Source organism: Streptomyces sp. NPDC002926 (genome assembly GCF_053591755.1).
In genome coordinates this window covers 73,625-89,885 of sequence record NZ_JBSFUK010000009.1, presented here as the reverse complement: position 1 = coordinate 89,885, position 16,261 = coordinate 73,625, and the positions used below count along the sequence as shown (strand labels likewise).

The 16,261-nt window shown below is 72.7% G+C and carries 8 protein-coding genes; 3 read left to right on the top strand and 5 right to left on the bottom strand.

Annotated elements, in window-relative coordinates:
- Positions 1 to 31 precede the first annotated feature (31 nt).
- The 5 genes from ACWDZ6_RS17290 to ACWDZ6_RS17270 all read right to left on the bottom strand — a co-directional run bounded on the left by ACWDZ6_RS17290 (position 32) and on the right by ACWDZ6_RS17270 (position 10,888).
- Entirely contained in the window at positions 32 to 1,456 is a 1,425-nt protein-coding gene (locus ACWDZ6_RS17290) for a hypothetical protein (RefSeq protein WP_451503530.1), read from the bottom strand.
- A 43-nt stretch (positions 1,457 to 1,499) separates the two neighbouring features.
- Positions 1,500 to 2,228, bottom strand: coding sequence for a Crp/Fnr family transcriptional regulator (locus ACWDZ6_RS17285; protein ID WP_451503529.1), 729 nt, complete (start codon positions 2,226 to 2,228; stop codon positions 1,500 to 1,502).
- Positions 2,229 to 2,491: 263 nt separating this feature from the next.
- Positions 2,492 to 5,149, bottom strand: coding sequence for a CHAT domain-containing protein (locus tag ACWDZ6_RS17280; RefSeq protein ID WP_451503528.1), 2,658 nt, complete (start codon positions 5,147 to 5,149; stop codon positions 2,492 to 2,494).
- Positions 5,146 to 7,032, bottom strand: a complete 1,887-nt coding sequence (locus ACWDZ6_RS17275) for a caspase family protein (protein ID WP_451503527.1) — start codon at positions 7,030 to 7,032, stop codon at positions 5,146 to 5,148. Before ACWDZ6_RS17275 ends, ACWDZ6_RS17280 begins: the two co-directional genes overlap by 4 nt.
- Position 7,033: 1 nt before the next feature.
- Positions 7,034 to 10,888 carry a CHAT domain-containing protein gene (locus ACWDZ6_RS17270; RefSeq protein WP_451503526.1) on the bottom strand — a complete coding sequence of 1,285 codons (3,855 nt, stop codon included), beginning with the start codon at positions 10,886 to 10,888 and terminating at the stop codon, positions 7,034 to 7,036.
- A 376-nt stretch (positions 10,889 to 11,264) separates the two neighbouring features.
- On the opposite strand from ACWDZ6_RS17270, the gene ACWDZ6_RS17265 reads away from it, so the two are divergent.
- From ACWDZ6_RS17265 to ACWDZ6_RS17255, 3 genes are read left to right on the top strand one after another with little or no spacing between them, the layout of a single operon-like run.
- Positions 11,265 to 12,920, top strand: coding sequence for a hypothetical protein (locus tag ACWDZ6_RS17265; RefSeq protein ID WP_451503525.1), 1,656 nt, complete (start codon positions 11,265 to 11,267; stop codon positions 12,918 to 12,920).
- 11 nt (positions 12,921 to 12,931) lie between these two features.
- Entirely contained in the window at positions 12,932 to 13,471 is a 540-nt protein-coding gene (locus ACWDZ6_RS17260; protein ID WP_451503524.1) for a hypothetical protein, read from the top strand.
- Between the two features lie 30 nt (positions 13,472 to 13,501).
- On the top strand, positions 13,502 to 16,261 hold the full coding sequence (locus ACWDZ6_RS17255) for a hypothetical protein (RefSeq protein ID WP_451503523.1): 2,760 nt from the start codon (positions 13,502 to 13,504) through the stop codon (positions 16,259 to 16,261).

The window sequence follows — 16,261 nt, the reverse complement described above, 5'->3', positions numbered from 1 at the left end:
TCCGGCGGCCGACATCGCTTTCCCGCGTCGGTCATCCTCCGGGCGAGGGGTGCACCGCGCGGATCCACGCCACGCCGGTGAAGCTCTTGGCCTCGACATGGATCTCCACCCGCCGGAATCCGGTGGCGTGCAGGCCCTCGTAACCGGTGGCGACCAGATCCTGGTACAGCGCGTCGGAGAAGGCGACCACCAGGTGGGTGGAGTGGGTTTCGGCGAGGGCACCGCGTACGGGAGCGGAGTCGAGGACGCGGAAGAGGGCAACCACGGCGGAACCCGCGTAGCCGCTGTCCGCCTCATGGACGATGCCCTGGTGCAGGCTGGCTCGCATACGGATTCTGCCGGGGGCCCCCGCGTCCGCGACTCGCCCACCGGGTTTCGTCCTGTCCGGGGCTGCGGCCGGCGTATTGGCCACGGCCAGTCCCGCGGCCAGGCCGTCCAGAAGCCCCGGCACGACCCGTGTCTCGTCGATGCCGGGCTCCAGCACGAGCAGATAGCCGTCGCCCTGGGCCTGCCGGCCGCAGCGCCGCCACTCGATGCCCGCCTGTTCGCAGGCGGCGCGCAGGGTTCGCAGCAGGACGCGCTGCAACCGGACCATGTCGGCGTTGTCACGCGCGCTGTACTTCTCGATGTCGACGGCGAGGCAGAGCCGCCGCAGGCCAGGCGGCAGTTCCTCGCCGTCCGGGCGCTCCTCGCCGTCCGCAGCGGCGCCGTCCTCGTATGCGGAGAGCGCCCAGGCGCCGGGGAGGGCCCCGAGTCGCGCCGGCGGGGTGGCGGCCGGCCAGATCTCGGCCACCTGGAGCCGGAACGGTGTGTCGTACGGGGTTTCCGCCTCCCTGCGCAGAAAGGTCCCGCCGAGCATGGGCTGCACGGTGACCGTGGTCAGGCTCAGTCGGCCGGACACCTCGGCCGCGGTTCCCGGCAGGCGTACGACGGCCTGTGCCCAGCGGCCGTCGGGGCGGAGCGCGCCGCTGCGTCCCGGGGCCCGGAAGGTCCAGCGGAGCCTGCTGCTGCCGAGTCCGAACGCGGCAACCTCCGTGCCGTCGGCACCGGTGGTACCGGGGGCCGGATGCAGGGCGAGGGCGTGCGTCGCGCCATCGAGCCGGACGGTGACGGTCACCTGCTGGTAGCCGCGTCCGTCCGGCAGTTCCTCCAGGTCGAAGGGGAAGCAGAGCAGGATGTCGCGGTGCGTGGCGGCTGCCGCGGCACCGCCGTCGGCCGCCCCGGCGAGGTCCGCCCCCGGAAGGGCATAGCCGAGAGGGCGCCCCAGGGAAGCACCGCCGATCCGGTCGCGGACGGGCTGACTCCCCTTGGACACCGCACCGTCGACGGCGAACAGATCCGTGGTCGCCAGTACGTCGTCGTGGGCCCGGTGGTCATGGGCCCGGTTGTCGTGATCCGGGGTGGCAGCCTGCACGCCGCCGTCCTGTTCCTCGTACTCCGTGCGCTCGTCCCCCACGTTCCTGACTCCCCATCATTTCCTATGCGGTGGGCACCTCTTGTCAGTCGCCCGGCTCCGTCAGACGGGCGGCGTGGCGCAGTCCGGCCGGGGACAGGACTGTCACCCGGCTGTAGCCGACCCGGATGACTCCTTGCCCGGCCAGTGCCCCGAGCACGTGGTGCACGCGGCGTTCCTTGGCGCCGACCAGTCCGGCGATCTCCGCCTGGGTGAGCCGCGGCCCGATCAGGACGTGGCCGCGCGAGGGCTGCCCGTAGTCCTCGACCAGGTCGACGAGCACCCGGGCGACCCGGGTCGCCACCGGACAGCCGCTGAAGTCGCCCCGGCGCCGCACCGACCACCGGTTCTTGCGCACCAGCATCCGGCTGACCGCGAGGGCGGTGGCGGGCCAGCGGTCGAGGCAGCCGAGGAAGTCCTGTTGCCCGATGCGGCGGGCGGCCACCGCGCTCGCGGCGGTGACCGTGGCCGACCTGGGGCGGTTGTCGAAGGCCGCGAACTCTCCCACCAGATCCCCGCCGAGCCGGACGGCCAGCAGTGCGATGTCGCCGTTCTCCGTGACCGCGGTGACCTTGGTGACACCGCTCAGCAGCAACAGGACGAAGGTCTCGTGCAGCCCCTCGGCCAGCAGGATCTCGCCCGGTTCGTACAGGCGTGGAGTCCCCAGCGAGAGCAAGGTCTTCGCGGCATCCGGGGAGCCGGCCAGCTCCGCCAGGAGGGTGCCGTGCGGCCATCGGTCGGCGGAGCCCGCGCCTTCCGCGTACTTCTCCGGCATCACGGCCACCCCCCGGGCCTCTCGGACTTCTCCGGCACTTACGGCAAACCGATCGTAGCCGTTGAGCCATGGTGAACACCCCTTTTCCCACAGGAGAGTTGTGCCCGGCGGCCTTCGGAATTCCGCACCGCTGCGGAGTGGGCGACATCCCGGTCGGTGCATGCTGTCGGCACGGGGGACGGCACGGGGACCCAGGCCGTCGGCGGCCCACCGGGTCCCCGTAGTCCCCTTGCGCGCACCGCGGGCCGCACCACTGGCGGAGCTCAGGACCTCGGCTCCCGGGCCAGCCGCACATCCGGGGAGCCCAGCAGGGTGAACCCCGCCCAGTCCACCGGCCGCGTGTGACGGCGCCTGGTCTCCCGTCCGGCATGGCGCAGCGCCTCCCCGGTGGTCGCTCCCGCCGCGAGGTGCTGGTGGAAGGCGGTCATGAGGCGGGCCGTGGCCGTGTCGTCGACGGGCCACAGGGATACCACCACACAGTCCACGCCTCCTGCCAGAAAGGTCCTGGCCAGGCCGAGGTTGCCTTCCGGCGAGAGCCGGCCCCAGCCGGTCCGGCAGGCGCTGAGCACGACGAGGTGACAGCCCGACAGGTCGAGCGGCTGGATGTCGTCCGCCCGCAGATACGGACCGCCGGCGCCGTTTTCCGCCGCGCCGGCGGGGTCCGCCGGGGCGTTCGGCGAGAGGCAGAGCGCGCCCGGGATCCGCAGGGTGTCCTCGCCGGGGAGGGCGTGCGTGGCGAAGTGCGCGAACCGGGCGTACGGCAGCCGGTCGAGGACGGCTTGCCGGGTGGCCCGCGCGCCGAGCAGCGCGGGGGCGTCGTACAGCTCGGCGATGGCCCGGGCCTCCCGTTCGGCGGCGGGCAGGGCGGGCAGCACGGGTGTGGACAGCCCCGGCAGCAGAGGTTCCGCGGGCGGGTCGGGGTTGCCGACCACGAGCGCCTCGGACGGGGCGACCGTGACGGGCACGGTGCCCGGCCTCCCCGTGGGCTGCAGGCGGACGGAGGGCGCCAGGGCGACGGTGTACCGGTCCACCAGAGGTGTGTTGTCCTTCAGCGGCAGCGCGTTGAACGGCACGTAGTGGAGAGATCCGTCGGGCACGACCACCAGCCGCCGCGTCCCGGCCGCTTGCAGGTCTTCCTCGACGGGCCGCAGAAAGGCATCGGCGAGCAGGCGCAGGTCCGCGTCGGTGATGTAGCTCCGGTCGGGGTCGGCGAGCGGGCGGCTGTCCCGTTCGGTGACGGCCGGGACCGCGGCTCCCTGGGACAGTGCCCGCAGAAGCCGGGACTCCGGAGGTTCCGCGGCCGGAGCCCGTTCGCCGCCGTCGGCGACCTGGCCGAAGGGGATCCCGCGGGCATCGGGCGCGTCCGTGGAAGTCTCGTCGGCAGGAGCCCCGTCGGCGGACACGGCGCCCGGTATCGCCGAGCCGGTGTCGGAGAGGTCGACTTCGTGGTGCCGCCGTGTGCCATTCGGGGAGATGACCCAGATATAGGCGGTGGTGGCGCCGCTTGTCACGCTGGGGCGGGCGGGTCCGAGCAGGCTGTAGACCAGGGTGACGGTGTTGTGCCGCGTGGCCAGTTCGGACAGCTGCTGTGCCGTCCGTGCTTCCGGCGATGCCGGGGCCGGCGCGGTGGTGCCGGCCCTGGAGGATTGTGTTACCAGAAGACGCTGTTCGAGCAGAAGGCCGCGGACCCGCTCCGCGGCCTCCAGGGCGCCGTCGGTGTCGTGACGTGCGACCCGGCAGCGCTGAAGGGCCCGGTACACCTGGGCCTGTTCTCCGAGCAGGTCGATGTGCTCCCTCTCGCTGCGGGTGGTGGCCCGCACCCGCTCCCACAGCGTCACCGCCTCCAGCAGGTGGCCCTCGGCGTCGGCATGCTCGCCCCGTACGTGAAGTACGGTCCCCAGCGTCAGCAGCGCGACGGCGACGAAGCTCGGCCCCTGGCCGCCGCGCGCCGTGTGTACAGCCCGTTCCGCCCAGGCGAGCGCCTCGTCCATGGCGTCCATCACCGCATGGGCATTGGCGAGATTGACGGCGGCCGATGTCATGACGATGGCGTCGCCGCGCTCGGCGGCCTCTGTGTGAGTGCGGGTGAGCAGCTCCACCGCCTCCGACATCTGCGTCGGCTCACCGCAGAAGACCAGGGAGATGGCGAGTGCCTCGCGAATCTGCGCGAGCCCGGGATCGTGCTGCCGAGCCGCGCCCGCCATCAGGGAGAGGGCTTCGCGACCCTTCGACACCGCCTCTTGAAGGCGGCGCTCGCGTCGCAGCACAAGTCCCTGAAGTCTGAGGGAGGAGGCGAGCAGCCGTACGCGATCGGCCTCGGTGGATGCCCGGGCCAGCCGCTCGGCCTCAGCGGCGCAGTCCCGGGCGGTGGCGCCGTCGCCCACCGTGTTGGCGGTGATTCCGAGGCTCAACAGCTCCTGGGCGAGTTCCAGGCCGGTCCCGGAGGTCCGTGCCGTCTCGGCGGCACGGGCGAAGGCCGTGAGGGCGCCTCCGATCTCTCCCTGGAGCAGCTGGCACTGTCCGAGCCGGTGGAAGCAGTCCGCGGTGAAGTCGGAGTCGTTCTGGGCAACCAGCTCGAAGACCTGCCGCACGACCTGCTCACCACCGGTGAGGTCACCGGTGCGGTAGAGCGCCTCGGCCAGAGCGAGCAGTGCTCTGATCCTGGTTCTGCGCACCAGAGGGGTGTTGCGCTTCATGCCGTGCAGGAGGGAGAGGCTGAACCTGCCGCATTCGGCCTCGTCGGAGTAGCGGGCGAGCTGTCCGGCGGCGACCGCGGCGTCCTGCCAGCAGGCGGCGGAGAGCAGCCGGTCCGAGAAACTGACGGCGGCCTCGCGGTACAGCGTGTACGCCTCCGCCCAGCGCCGCTCCTCGGCCATGCGGTCCGCCTTCCTCATACGGACCATGGAAAGCAGCTGTCTCACGCCTCGGCCTCCCGCGACTGCGGCAGCGCGTCCGCGTGCACGGTCCACACGCGGTAGTGGAACTCCTCGCCCACGTCCATTTGTTGGTCCCGTACGCCGTACCAGAGCTCCTGCAGCAGCGCGCCCAGCGCGGGATCGGTCGTGCACGCGGACCGGGAGGGGGCCTCCCGCGAGGCCAGGCCCCTGAGGTCCATCGGGCGGTCGCCGACGAGGAGATGCACGGTCTCCGGCCGCGGACCCCGCGCGGGTACGTCGGAGGGCCAGTAGATCCTGACGGAGGCCGTGGTGCGGGTGCTTCGGTGCTCGTCCCCGTAGGGTTCGAGCCGGTAGCCGCTGGGCTGATCGTTGGTCACCAGGGCGGTACGGCCGCTCAGCCCGACGCCGATCACCCAGAAGTACAGGGGCACACCGGAGAGGTTGGCCACCGTGACCCGGTAGCTGTCACCGCCGTACAGCCGCTCGCCCACCGGGCGCAGCATCCGCCAGTCGCCGCTCCCGGCCGGATGCTCGGCCTCGAACCGCACCTCCAGAGCGGCGTCCAGACGGCCGGCGCCCTCCGGGTCGCGCAGGCGTCGTACGCGTTCGCCCCGGGCCAGCTCCTCCAGCAGGGCGGTCAGCCGGGCCGGATCCGAGTGAGCGGTTCCGGCGGGCTTCCGGAAGGGCTGCCCCTCCGCGTTCAACACTTCACACCTCCCGGGCTGCGTCGCGCGCACGGTGGCGAAGGCATCCAGCTCATCGTCGGTCTCGGCCAGCCGTGGGCAGCGGGCGAGTTCCTTGCGCAGCGCCTCGGCGAAGGGGGCCTGCGCGTCGATGAGCACATGCCGGCGGTCGTGGACCCGCACCACGAGCGCGTACGCGCCGGGCGGAAGCGCCGCCGTGCGCAGGTCGCCAGCCAGGGACCGGGGAGCGGCGGACGACGTCGTACGCAGCAGCGCGTCCCCCGCCTCCATCGCGTCCACGGTCGCCGGTACGGAAAACTCCTGGCCGGCGTCCTTTGCGTGTCCGCCGGGGAACATCATGCCGACGCTGTCCTCGGGGCCGAGCCCGAAGACGGCGCCGCCGGGAACGACGAACCGGCCGTCCCGGCGCTCCAGCGGGAGCCGTTCGGGCTCGGAGGGCTCCTCCAGGGAGAACGGCAGCCGCCCCGAAGGTCCTCCGGCGTCGGGCCACTGACGTACCTGCTGTTGTTTGATGCGGTCGCGGGCGTGTGCGACCAGCACCGACCAGGGCACCCGAGGGTGCCGTCGTGGATCGAGCACCTTGGCCAGGGCCGCGGTGAACACGCCCTGCCGCCCGGCTCCGGGGCGGAGTTCGGCCTCGTACGCCGAGTCGTGCTGCTGGCATGCCGTCAGCCGTACGACATCCGGGACCAGCGGGTCGCCCGGCCGGGAGAGAGCGGCCGCGCGCTCGAGCCCCGCGCCCTGGGCGACCCGGGGCAGCTCCACCGACTTCAGCGCCCACCGGCCGGACTCCTGCGCCGCCTCCCGTACCGCTCCGCCGGAGTGACAGCAGTCGAGGATGACGGTGACATTGGGGGTGACATCGGTGAGGGCGCGGACGGCGGCGGTGAGCTCCTCGGCCAGATAGCCGCGGAAGTCGGCGGGAGTGCTGTCGGCCATGTCGACGGGTACCAGGTACTGCAGTTCGCCCAGCAGTGCGCCGTGCCCGGAGTAGTACACGACCACTCCGTCGCCCGGCCTGGTGGCGGCCCGGAGCCGGCTCAGGGCCTCCTTGATGCCCGCGTAACAGGCCAGCTCTTTCGTGCGGGTCACGATGTCCGTGAAACCGTGTTTCCGTAGTACTTCGTGCATCAGCCGCACATCGGCGTGCACCCCGGTCAGCCCATAGGTCTGGGCGCCGATCAGCACCGCTCGCAACGTCATCTCATACCCCCACATGGATGAAGGGCGCCCAGTGGTACGGGTGCCGGTCGTCTGCGTCCGGATGGCGCAGCGGTTCGCTGTCCCGGGCCGCTGCCCAGGACCGGGCGCGGGACTCGGGCCCCGGTGGGACTCCGGCCCGGTCGGTCAGCGCCCGGAACTCCTCGTCTCTTTCGGCGCCGGACAGGTCGCGCACCTCCCGCTGTGCGCGGGCCAGCGCTCCGCCGACGGATGCCGCCGGGTCCTGGACGAGGTGCCGGTATGCCTTGGTGACGACCAGGCAGCCCGTGCTGTCCCGGACCGGCCAGAGCGAGACCACGGCATGACGCGCCCCGGTGATCAGGGCGGCCCGGGTCAGCCCGAGGACATCGCCGCCCGCGGTGGCACTCCCGCGCCCGGTGTCGCAGGCGGACAGCACCAGCAGCCGCGGCTCATGGGCGGCGGCCAGCAGGTCGGCGAGGCCGAGGCAGTCGTCGCCGGCGAGCGGCAGCCGGCTGCGGTTCGGGGCCAGTTCGTCCACCAGACCGTGCGCGGCGAGATGCAGCACCTCGCAGCCCGGCGCCGCGTCCAGCACGTTGGCACGGGTGGCGTCGGCCCCGGTCAGCAGTCGGTGACGGGGCATCAGCCGGGCGATCTCGGCGGTTTCGGCGGCGGTGCCCGGCAGCTCCCGGAGCCCGTGCCGGGGGTGGCAGGCCGGGGCGCCCACCAGGAGAGCGCCGAGCTCCGACCAGGGTTCCTCCGGCGCCTGGTGCCGACGCCGGGTGAGGAGCGAGGCCGCGGGAAGGTACGACATCTCGTGGGTGGCACCGAGGGCGTCGCCGTTCCAGGGCAGGACGTGGAAGGGCAGCAGCGAGAGCGCGGCCGGGGGAACCACGATCACCCGCCGGTAGTGCTGGAGTTGAGCGGCGAAGGGCCGCAGCAGCAGCTCGGCCAGCTCCCGGCCGTCGGCTTCGCCGGCGCTCCCGCCCGCCGTGGAACACCAGTGGTGGAAGCGTCGCGCGGCTGCCACCAGGGCGTGGGCCCACCGTGTGTGGCGCTCGGCGAGCAGCGTCTCCCGGGTCATCGCCCAGGCGACGAGGTCGTCGTCGAACAGGTGGTAGGCGAGGAGCAGGGTGTCGGGAGGCAGCGCCGCGGCCACGGCGGCGGCGTCCGGAAGCGCGCTGTTGGCGGACGCGGTGAGCGCGTCCGGAACCAGCCTCCGTACCTCCGCCTCGGCGACATCCAGGGCCCGCTCCGCCGCCTCGATGCGCCCCCGCCGCACCTCCTCTTCCGTCCCGCCGCCCCCGTGCGTCCACGCACCGGGTTTCCCGAGCGCCTCGTCTTCCGTGACCGCCTCCTCGTCTCCCGCGACCACCTCCGGCCCGCGCCCCGCGGCCCCGGCCGGGCGTCGCGTGCCCACGGGTGCCGTCGCATCGGCGGCGGGCCGGCCGCCGCCTCGGTCGGATGCGCCGACCGAGCGCGGCGGGGCCGGCCGGCTGCGGATGGTGGCCGCGTGTTCCTCGAACTCCGCGGACCAGCGCACGTCCGCTGCCAGCCAGTTCCTGACGGCCGCGAGGGCGGCCCGGTCCGTGCCCGCGGCGTCGAGGGCGTGGACGGCGCCGAGGAAGCCGGCGCGGCTCCGCTCGGCCCGGTCGAAGGCGGCGGCGGGCGCGGCCGGGCCGCCGAGTGAGAGGAGGGAGAGCACAGCGGTGTGCTGCAGGCCTGCCACCACTTGGTCGTCGGCGAAGGAGGCGCGCAGCGCGTCGCGGGCCAGCTTGACGTGATGTTCCTCGTAGGCGTCGAGTCCCAGCACTGCATGGCCGGCGGCCTGGCCGTACGCACCCCGCGCCAGGGCGAGGTCGGCATGGATCCCCGGCCGTTCCCAGGGGTGGTCCTGGTCCGGGCCCCCGGCACCGATGAACGGGACATGAGGCGCGGCGCGTTCGGGCCGGCGCAGACGCAGCCACAGTCCGGCGGCCTGGACGGCGGAGAGCTTCGGCTCGACCGCCTCCATCTCGGCCCTGGCCCTGCCCCATTCGCGCAGATCGACGTGAACGGCACAGCGCAGGACGCGCCGGATCATCTCGTCCGGGATCCGCCCGGCCTCCCCCAGGGCCTGCCGGGCGAGGCGGTCGGCCTCCTCCTCCAGACCTGCCGAACGGGAGCGGCGGGACCGGAAGAAGGTCTCCTGGGCCGGGCAGGACGCGAGGTCGGAGCGGAGCACTTCGAGGATCGTCTCCACCGATTCGACGCCCGCCGGCAGGCGGGTTCCCACGTTGATCGCGAACTCGATGCGGGATCGCGAGGCGGCCATCATGTCGGGGTCCCGCAGGGCGGACGCCTGGTCGTGGAAGATCTTGGCGCAGTGGATGACGCCGAGGCAGTCCGCCAGTTCGGGCGGCCCTCCCCGTTCGGTGCTGCGCCGGAGCTGTGCGAGACGGTCCTTCTGCTCCAGGTCGGTCAGCACGATGCCGGCCAGCCGGTGCCGGGCCCGCAGGTAGGTGCCCGCCACCGGGGCCGCCGCCGTGCCCCCGGCGGTGCCGTCCGCCTCCGGGGCCAGGCGGTGAGCCAGCAGTGCGGCCCGCCTGCTCCGGACGACGTCCCCGTGCCCACCCCAGAACTCGGCCCGCTCCAGGACGAGTTGCCGCAGGCCGCGCAGCCAGGACGTGCTCCCCGCCGTACTCGCCCAGCTCACGACGGACTCGACAGTCCCGGCCTCCGCGTCCGGATCCGTGTGCGTCCCGGACTCGGCGCCGGCGGCGATGAGGTCGAGCTCCTGATGGACACCGAGTAGCGCGGCGTACGCTCCGTCACCCGCCGCGACCGCCAGCTCCCGTGCGCGGGCGACGGTGCTGCGGCATTCATCGAGGTCGTCCCGGAGGCGATGGATGTGTGCGAGGCGCAGCAGCACCGCGGCCCGGCCGCGCAGCGATTCCGCCTCCTGGTACGCCGCGTCGGCCCGCTCGTAGTGCCCGGCAGCCAGGGACAGCGTTCTGGGGTCCGGCGGCTCCGGTGCGGCGGCGCACTGTTCCGCCGCTCCCGGCGTTCCCAGGCACCAGTCGCCGGTGAGAAGCGCGGCGAAGCCGGCGGTCGCGGGGCTCAGGGTGCTGTGCCCCGCGTGCCGCAGCAGTGGTTCGGCCGCCTCCCGGTCGCCGGCCCGGACGCGGAGGTCCGCGGCGAGCAGCAAGTGACAGGCCACGGCATCTGCGTGGCCGGTGGCGGCGATCTCCTCGTACAGGCCGTCGAACCACTTCAGCGGTTCCAGGGTGCCGGCCGAGAGATCCCGGTCCGTCCGGCGGACGCGCATTCCGTACCGAACCGATAGCGCCTGGGCGACGGCCGCCCGCGCGGCGTGTCCGAGCGTCATACGGGAGGAGAGCAGGACCGGAGCGAGTCGTCCCGCGAGGTGCGCGCAGAGCCGCAGCCGCGGGTCGGTGACCGCGCCCGTCCCTTCCTCGATTCCCTCCGCGGCCCCGAACCGCGCGGCTTCCGCCTCGGGCCGCAGGGGCACCAACGAGGTACCGGGCTGCCAATTGCTGTCCATGGCGACAGCGGCGGTCCGCAGGGCCGGCGAGAGCGGCGACCGCTGTGACGGCCGCATGTGATCGTGAGCATCCCGGGGCGGGGCGGTCCCTCCCGAGCCCCCCGGGGGCGGCTCCTCCAGGAGGGCCAGGGCCCGCTTGGGTTCGCCGCCCGCGAGTGCGGCCGCCGCCGCGAGCCATGTGCCCAGCGGCTCGTCGTCCTGGGGGGCCGCCTCGGCGGGCCGACGGACGAAGGGATCGGCTCCCCGCTGCTCGATGAGCAGCAGAGCGGTCAGCCGTCCGACGGCATCACCGTTCCCGCCATCCCCCGCGGCGATACCCGGCCCGGTTTTGGCCATGGCTTACCCCTCCCCCTCACTCCCCCCGTGTTCCGCGTCAGACGGAACGCCAGGTCGCCGACCGTAGCGGCGGATACGCGGAATGGGCCATGTCCGTGGATTGCACAGACCGCCCCTAACAATTCCGATCAATCAATCGGTCATTGAACGACACGTTCAGAATCAATTCGCGGGCAAAGCGAATAGGGTCCTGACATCGCCCGAACGACCTGCCGAGCTGCGTACATCTGTGCCACATGAGACGTCGGCCGCCACACGATTCCGTACCACCCTGGATATCGCAGATCCCCACTACCAATTCCGCAATACGACTGGTTGTCCCCCGCCGACCGATGGCATATTTCAGACCCGGTCAAGGCCCGGCGGGGGGAGCACCATGGGTTGGCTGGAACAATGGCGCGGGCCGTCGGTCCGCGCTCGCGGCCATGGCACCACCACGGTCGCCGGGCACTTCACAGCGGGCCCCACACACCATGAACCCAAGCGCCTCGCGGCCGAGTTGCGCGATCTGGCCGGCCACCCGCTCTGCGCGGTGCACGGCGATGCGCTGCGCCGTCTCGCGGACGCGGTGAGCAGCGGCAGCGAGGACGAACTGCGCATGTGGGCGGGCGGCGGACTGGTCGCCGCGTACTGCGGACCGGACGCGCTCACCGTCGCGACCTCGGCGACCGCCACGGAGTCCGGCCGAGCTCGGCGGCTCCTCCATGCGCTGCCCTCGGTGCTCGTCTTCACCCCGCTGCTGGTCACCTGGGCAGGACTGGGGGCTGCCGCGTACGCATACCAGCGGATGCGGGACTCCGGCGGAGGCACGGGCGCCGGAGCCGGCCCGTCCGAGTCGTTCCTCACCCTGTGGCAGCAGGGCTTCGACGGCCATCTCTGGCCCGTCCTGCACTTTGACATGATGATCGTCTACACCGTCGTCGCCCTGCTGGCACTGATGGGCACCACCGTGCTGAGCCGCCTCAGGGATGTGGCGGAGGAGACGGAACGGCGGCTGATCGTCCCACGCCTGTCAGGGGCACTCGCCCAGGTCGAGGCGCTGGCCGCACGAGCCGCGCACTCCTCCCCCGCCCTCTTCGCCCAGGAACTCCAGGGCGCGGCAGCGGGATTGCGGGCCCTGCTGGTCCAGGCGGCCGATGTCCAGGAACGCGCACACGACCTCCTCAGCGAGGCCGGTGCGGCCACGGAGCAGCACCTCGCCGCCGTCAAGGCTCTGGAGTCGGCCGTGGCGGAGCTGCGGGCGGGAACATCGGACGTACGGGAGTCCGTCCACTCCTCCACACAGGCGGCCGGCGAGGTGGCGGCCGGTACGCGGCTGCTGACCGAGGAGCTGGCCAAGTCGGGCACCGCCATGGCGGAAGGCGTGGACCGCGCCGGGCGGCTCGCTGCGGAACGGATAGGCGGCGCCGGGCAGCTGACGGCCGACCGGATCGACAAGGCCGCGCGCGAGGCACGGGAACGGGAGACCGCCGCGGCCGACCGCACGGCGGAGTGGATGCGCCAGGCCGTGCAGGAGGTGACCGGGGCCCTCACCGCCGTGCGCGGCTCGACAGCCGAGTCGGCCCAGGTTCTGACCGCGACACTCGGAGGTCTCGACCGCACACTGGCGGTCCTGCCGGCCACCCTCGAACGCGCCGCCGCGGAGGGCGCCGAACGCATCGGCACCGCGTACGACCTCGCGGTCGCGGCCCTGGCCGTCTCCCTGCGCGAGGAAGTGCGCACCGTCACCACCGAACTGGCGGCGCGCATCGCGGAACTGCGCGAAGCCACGCTCACCCAGCAGAACGGCCAGACCCGGGCGCACACCCGGCTGCTGGAAACGGTCGAGAAGTTGCACGGCGCTCTGCGGTCCCTCGCGGACACCCTGGCCGCGGGGCCGCCCGGCCCGCCCTCGGCGCCGACGCTGAGCCTGCCCCTGCCCGGACTCCGTCCACCCGCCGGGCAGGGACCGGGCGCCGAACCGAAGCCGGCCCACCCCGAAGCAGCCGACGACCCCCGGAGCGCGCGGGTGGCCGGCGAGGGGGGCCGATGAGGAGGAACGGCATGTCGGGGGCGCGGGTGGCAGGGTGGCTCTTCGCCGATCTGCTGCTGGTCATGGTCGTCGTGACGCTGGGCGGCGAGACGACAAAAGGCGCCGGTGCGCACAATCAGCCGGAGCTCACGGCCGGGCCCACCAGCACTACGACACCGACGGTCTCCGCCCCGGCGCCGGGCACCCCGGCCGGCGGGCTCGATCCCCACACCAGGTCGATCTCCGTACGCACCGACCCGGGAGACCTCGTCGGCGGCTCGGACACGGCCGCCGCGAGCATTCGACGCCAAGTCGTCCAGAAGGCCGAGCAGTTCCAGGGCGAGCGGGCCGCCTTCGTCATCGTCTTCGGCAACGCCGGCCGGCTGCCGGGCGGCGCGGTCGACACCCGGTCCAGCACGGAGTACGCCGAGGCCGTCGCCAGACTGCTGCCCTCCGCCAAGCCGGATTTCTTCCCGCCCTACGACGAGAAGATCATCCGCAGCTACCACAACACGGACCCCCGAGTTCCGTCCGGCACCGCCGAGATCGAGCTGTTCTTCCTGCTCCACTGACCCACTCACCGCACTCACCGCGGAGTCGCCGTGCCTCACTCATCCGCATCAGCCGCCACAGGTCCCCGCGCGTCCTCGCCCACCGCTCTCGCCGACCTGCGGCGGTACGCCGACGACGCCCAGGCCATGCTCAGGGACCAGGAGATACCCGACACCCCGGAGTGCCACGCCGCCCGGGACCGGGTCCGGGAAGCCGCCCAGGAGCTGCTGGACCGGGCCCTCTCCCCCGTCACCATCGGCGTCGTCGGGGAGTACAGCGTGGGCAAGTCCCTGCTGCTCGGCACCCTTTTGGGCTGCCCCGACCTGCTGCCGGCCGAGGAGCGCCCCACCACCGGCAACATCACCGTGCTGTCGCTGACCGCGGGCGAGCGCGGCAGCCCCACCAGGGCGGCGGAGGACACCGAGATCCGCTATCTGAGCGAGGCTCAGCTCAGCCGCTGCGTACAGGACATCCTCTCCAGTCTGATCACCAAACTGGACAAGAGGCACCCGGAGCTGGGCGCGGGCACCGCCCTCGCCGGATACGACCCGGTGACCGATCCGCGTGGCTGGGCACCCTTCGACAGCTGGTACCCGTCGCTGTGGCCGGCGCCACCGGGCGGGGGCACCCGCCCGGTGGCGCCCGAGGTCATCGACGACACCCACCGGGACACCGTGGTCGAGCTCTGCCGGATCAGGGACGCCCTGCTCAGTCAGCAGGGAGAGCTGAGCGTCCTCGGGCAGAGCGTCTCCGTCAAACGGCGGATCGTCAGCAAGGCCCTCAAACTCCCGGCCGAGAACGTCACTCCTCCCACACCACCCAAGCTCACCATCCAGTCGTTCAACCGCGAGAGCGTCCGCAGCGAGCAGGGTGATGCGCTCAGCCGCAGTTTCCCGCTGATCGAGCGGGTGATCCAGGACGTCACGGTCTCCCCCGACCACTGGGCGCTGGGGGGTCTGCTGACCGAACACCCGCTGCGGTTACTGGACTTCCCCGGCATCGGAGCGGCGGGCTCGTACGGCAGGGACAAGTCGCTGAGCCGGCGTGTGCTCGTCGACGTGCACACGATCCTGCTGGTCATTCTCTCCGCCCGCCCCCAGTCCAAGGGCGCCTCCGAATTCTGGGACATGCTCCTGGAGGACGGCCGCTCCCCGGAGGCCCTGGGCCAGGCCGCGCTGGTCGCCGCCAACATCTTCGACAGGACGCATCTCCCGTCCCTCGCCGCCCTCCCGGGCTCCGAACTGCCGCTGCCCCAGCTGCTGCGGCACGCGGACGAGCTCAACGGAATCCATGTCTACGGGAGCAAGTTCGTCCGGGGACGCCAGGACGGCATCGTCGTCACCTCGGCGATCCCCGCGATCCGCCGCTACGAGCTCTCCTACACCAACCTCTCCGACCACACCCGCGACCGCGTCCGCGCGGCCATCGGCAAACTTCCGCCGCCCGGCGAACGTCCGTGGGAGCCGATCTCGGCCCGCCTGGAGGCCACTGAGCCCGCCAATGCCTGGACGCCACGGCTGCGCGCGTACGACGACGACGGCGGCATCGGCCGTCTGCGCACGCTGATCGAAGAGCATGTACGGAAGAACGGCGTGGCGCAGAAGCTGGAACGCGCCGAGCGCTCACGGCGGAGGCTGGACGCGGCGCTGCTCACACTCCAGCGTCAGATACACCGCTCGGCGGCAGGCGAGAACGCCGCGTACCGGGAGATCACGGAGATGTTCGCCGAGCTGCGCTACCTGCTGGACAAGCGGGTGCGCCCCGCCCTGCACGCGCTGCACAGCCCCGACCCGCTCTCCGAGGACGGCGGGGAAGGGTACGGCGAGACCGGTGGCGCGGGGACCCTGGCCAGGCCGCCGGGTCTGGCGGCGACCGCCGCCGCCGTGCACCAGGACGTCTTCCAGTGGACGCAGTGGCACCAGCTGATGGAACGCGCCGACCGGGACCAGCAGCATCTGGTCACCAAGAGCAGGCCGGCCGCGAGCGACGCGAACACCATCTGGGAGGACTACTTCGACGTCACGGACGTGGTCTCCGACGCCCCGGACGACATCCTCGGGGACGCCGACCCGGCGGAGGACTCGTCCGGTGTCTTCGTCGAGAACTTCCGGCAGACGGTCCAGGAGTGGAGCAGGAACGGCAACGACGGGCTGCGGGAGTGGTGCCAGGACTGGGCTGCCCACTGGCAGCAGGAGTTCGCCGCGCTGCGTGAGTGGTTCGCCGAACCCGCCACCCGCTCGCTGCTGATCGAGCTCTACTCCCGGCGGCGCGGTGGAGCGGCGAAGGCCCGTCGGCAGCTGGGGCATCTGTGGACCTGTCTCGACCCCGAGAAGACGGTCGGAAAGATCATGCCGAGGCTCGATCACCGGGAGTGGGACAGCACCGAGCTGGACCGCCGCTTCCCCGCCCGGCCGCACCACGCACTGGCCTGGCACCACCTGATGCGGGACCTCGAGGAGCACATCGAGGAGCGGGAGAGGCATCCGCTGCGGGTGGTGGAACTGCGCCAGCACACGGCGGTGGCCGCGGCCCGGACGGTCACGGACCATCTGGACGAGCTGCTCGGAGTGGTCACCGAGCAGCTCATCCCGGTGTACGACCAGGCGTCCGCGGCCCTCCTCAAGGAGAACGACGTCGTGCCGCCCCGTCAGGACCCGCCCGGCGACGGCCCCTTCGGCGGGCCGGCCGGCCACCCGCCCGGCGGCTCACCGGACGGTGGCGCGCCGGACGGCGACGGCGGAGCCGGCGAGTACCGCGAATACGTCGAGCAGCCGATCGACCACCTCATCAGAACCTGGAGCGTCGACTGA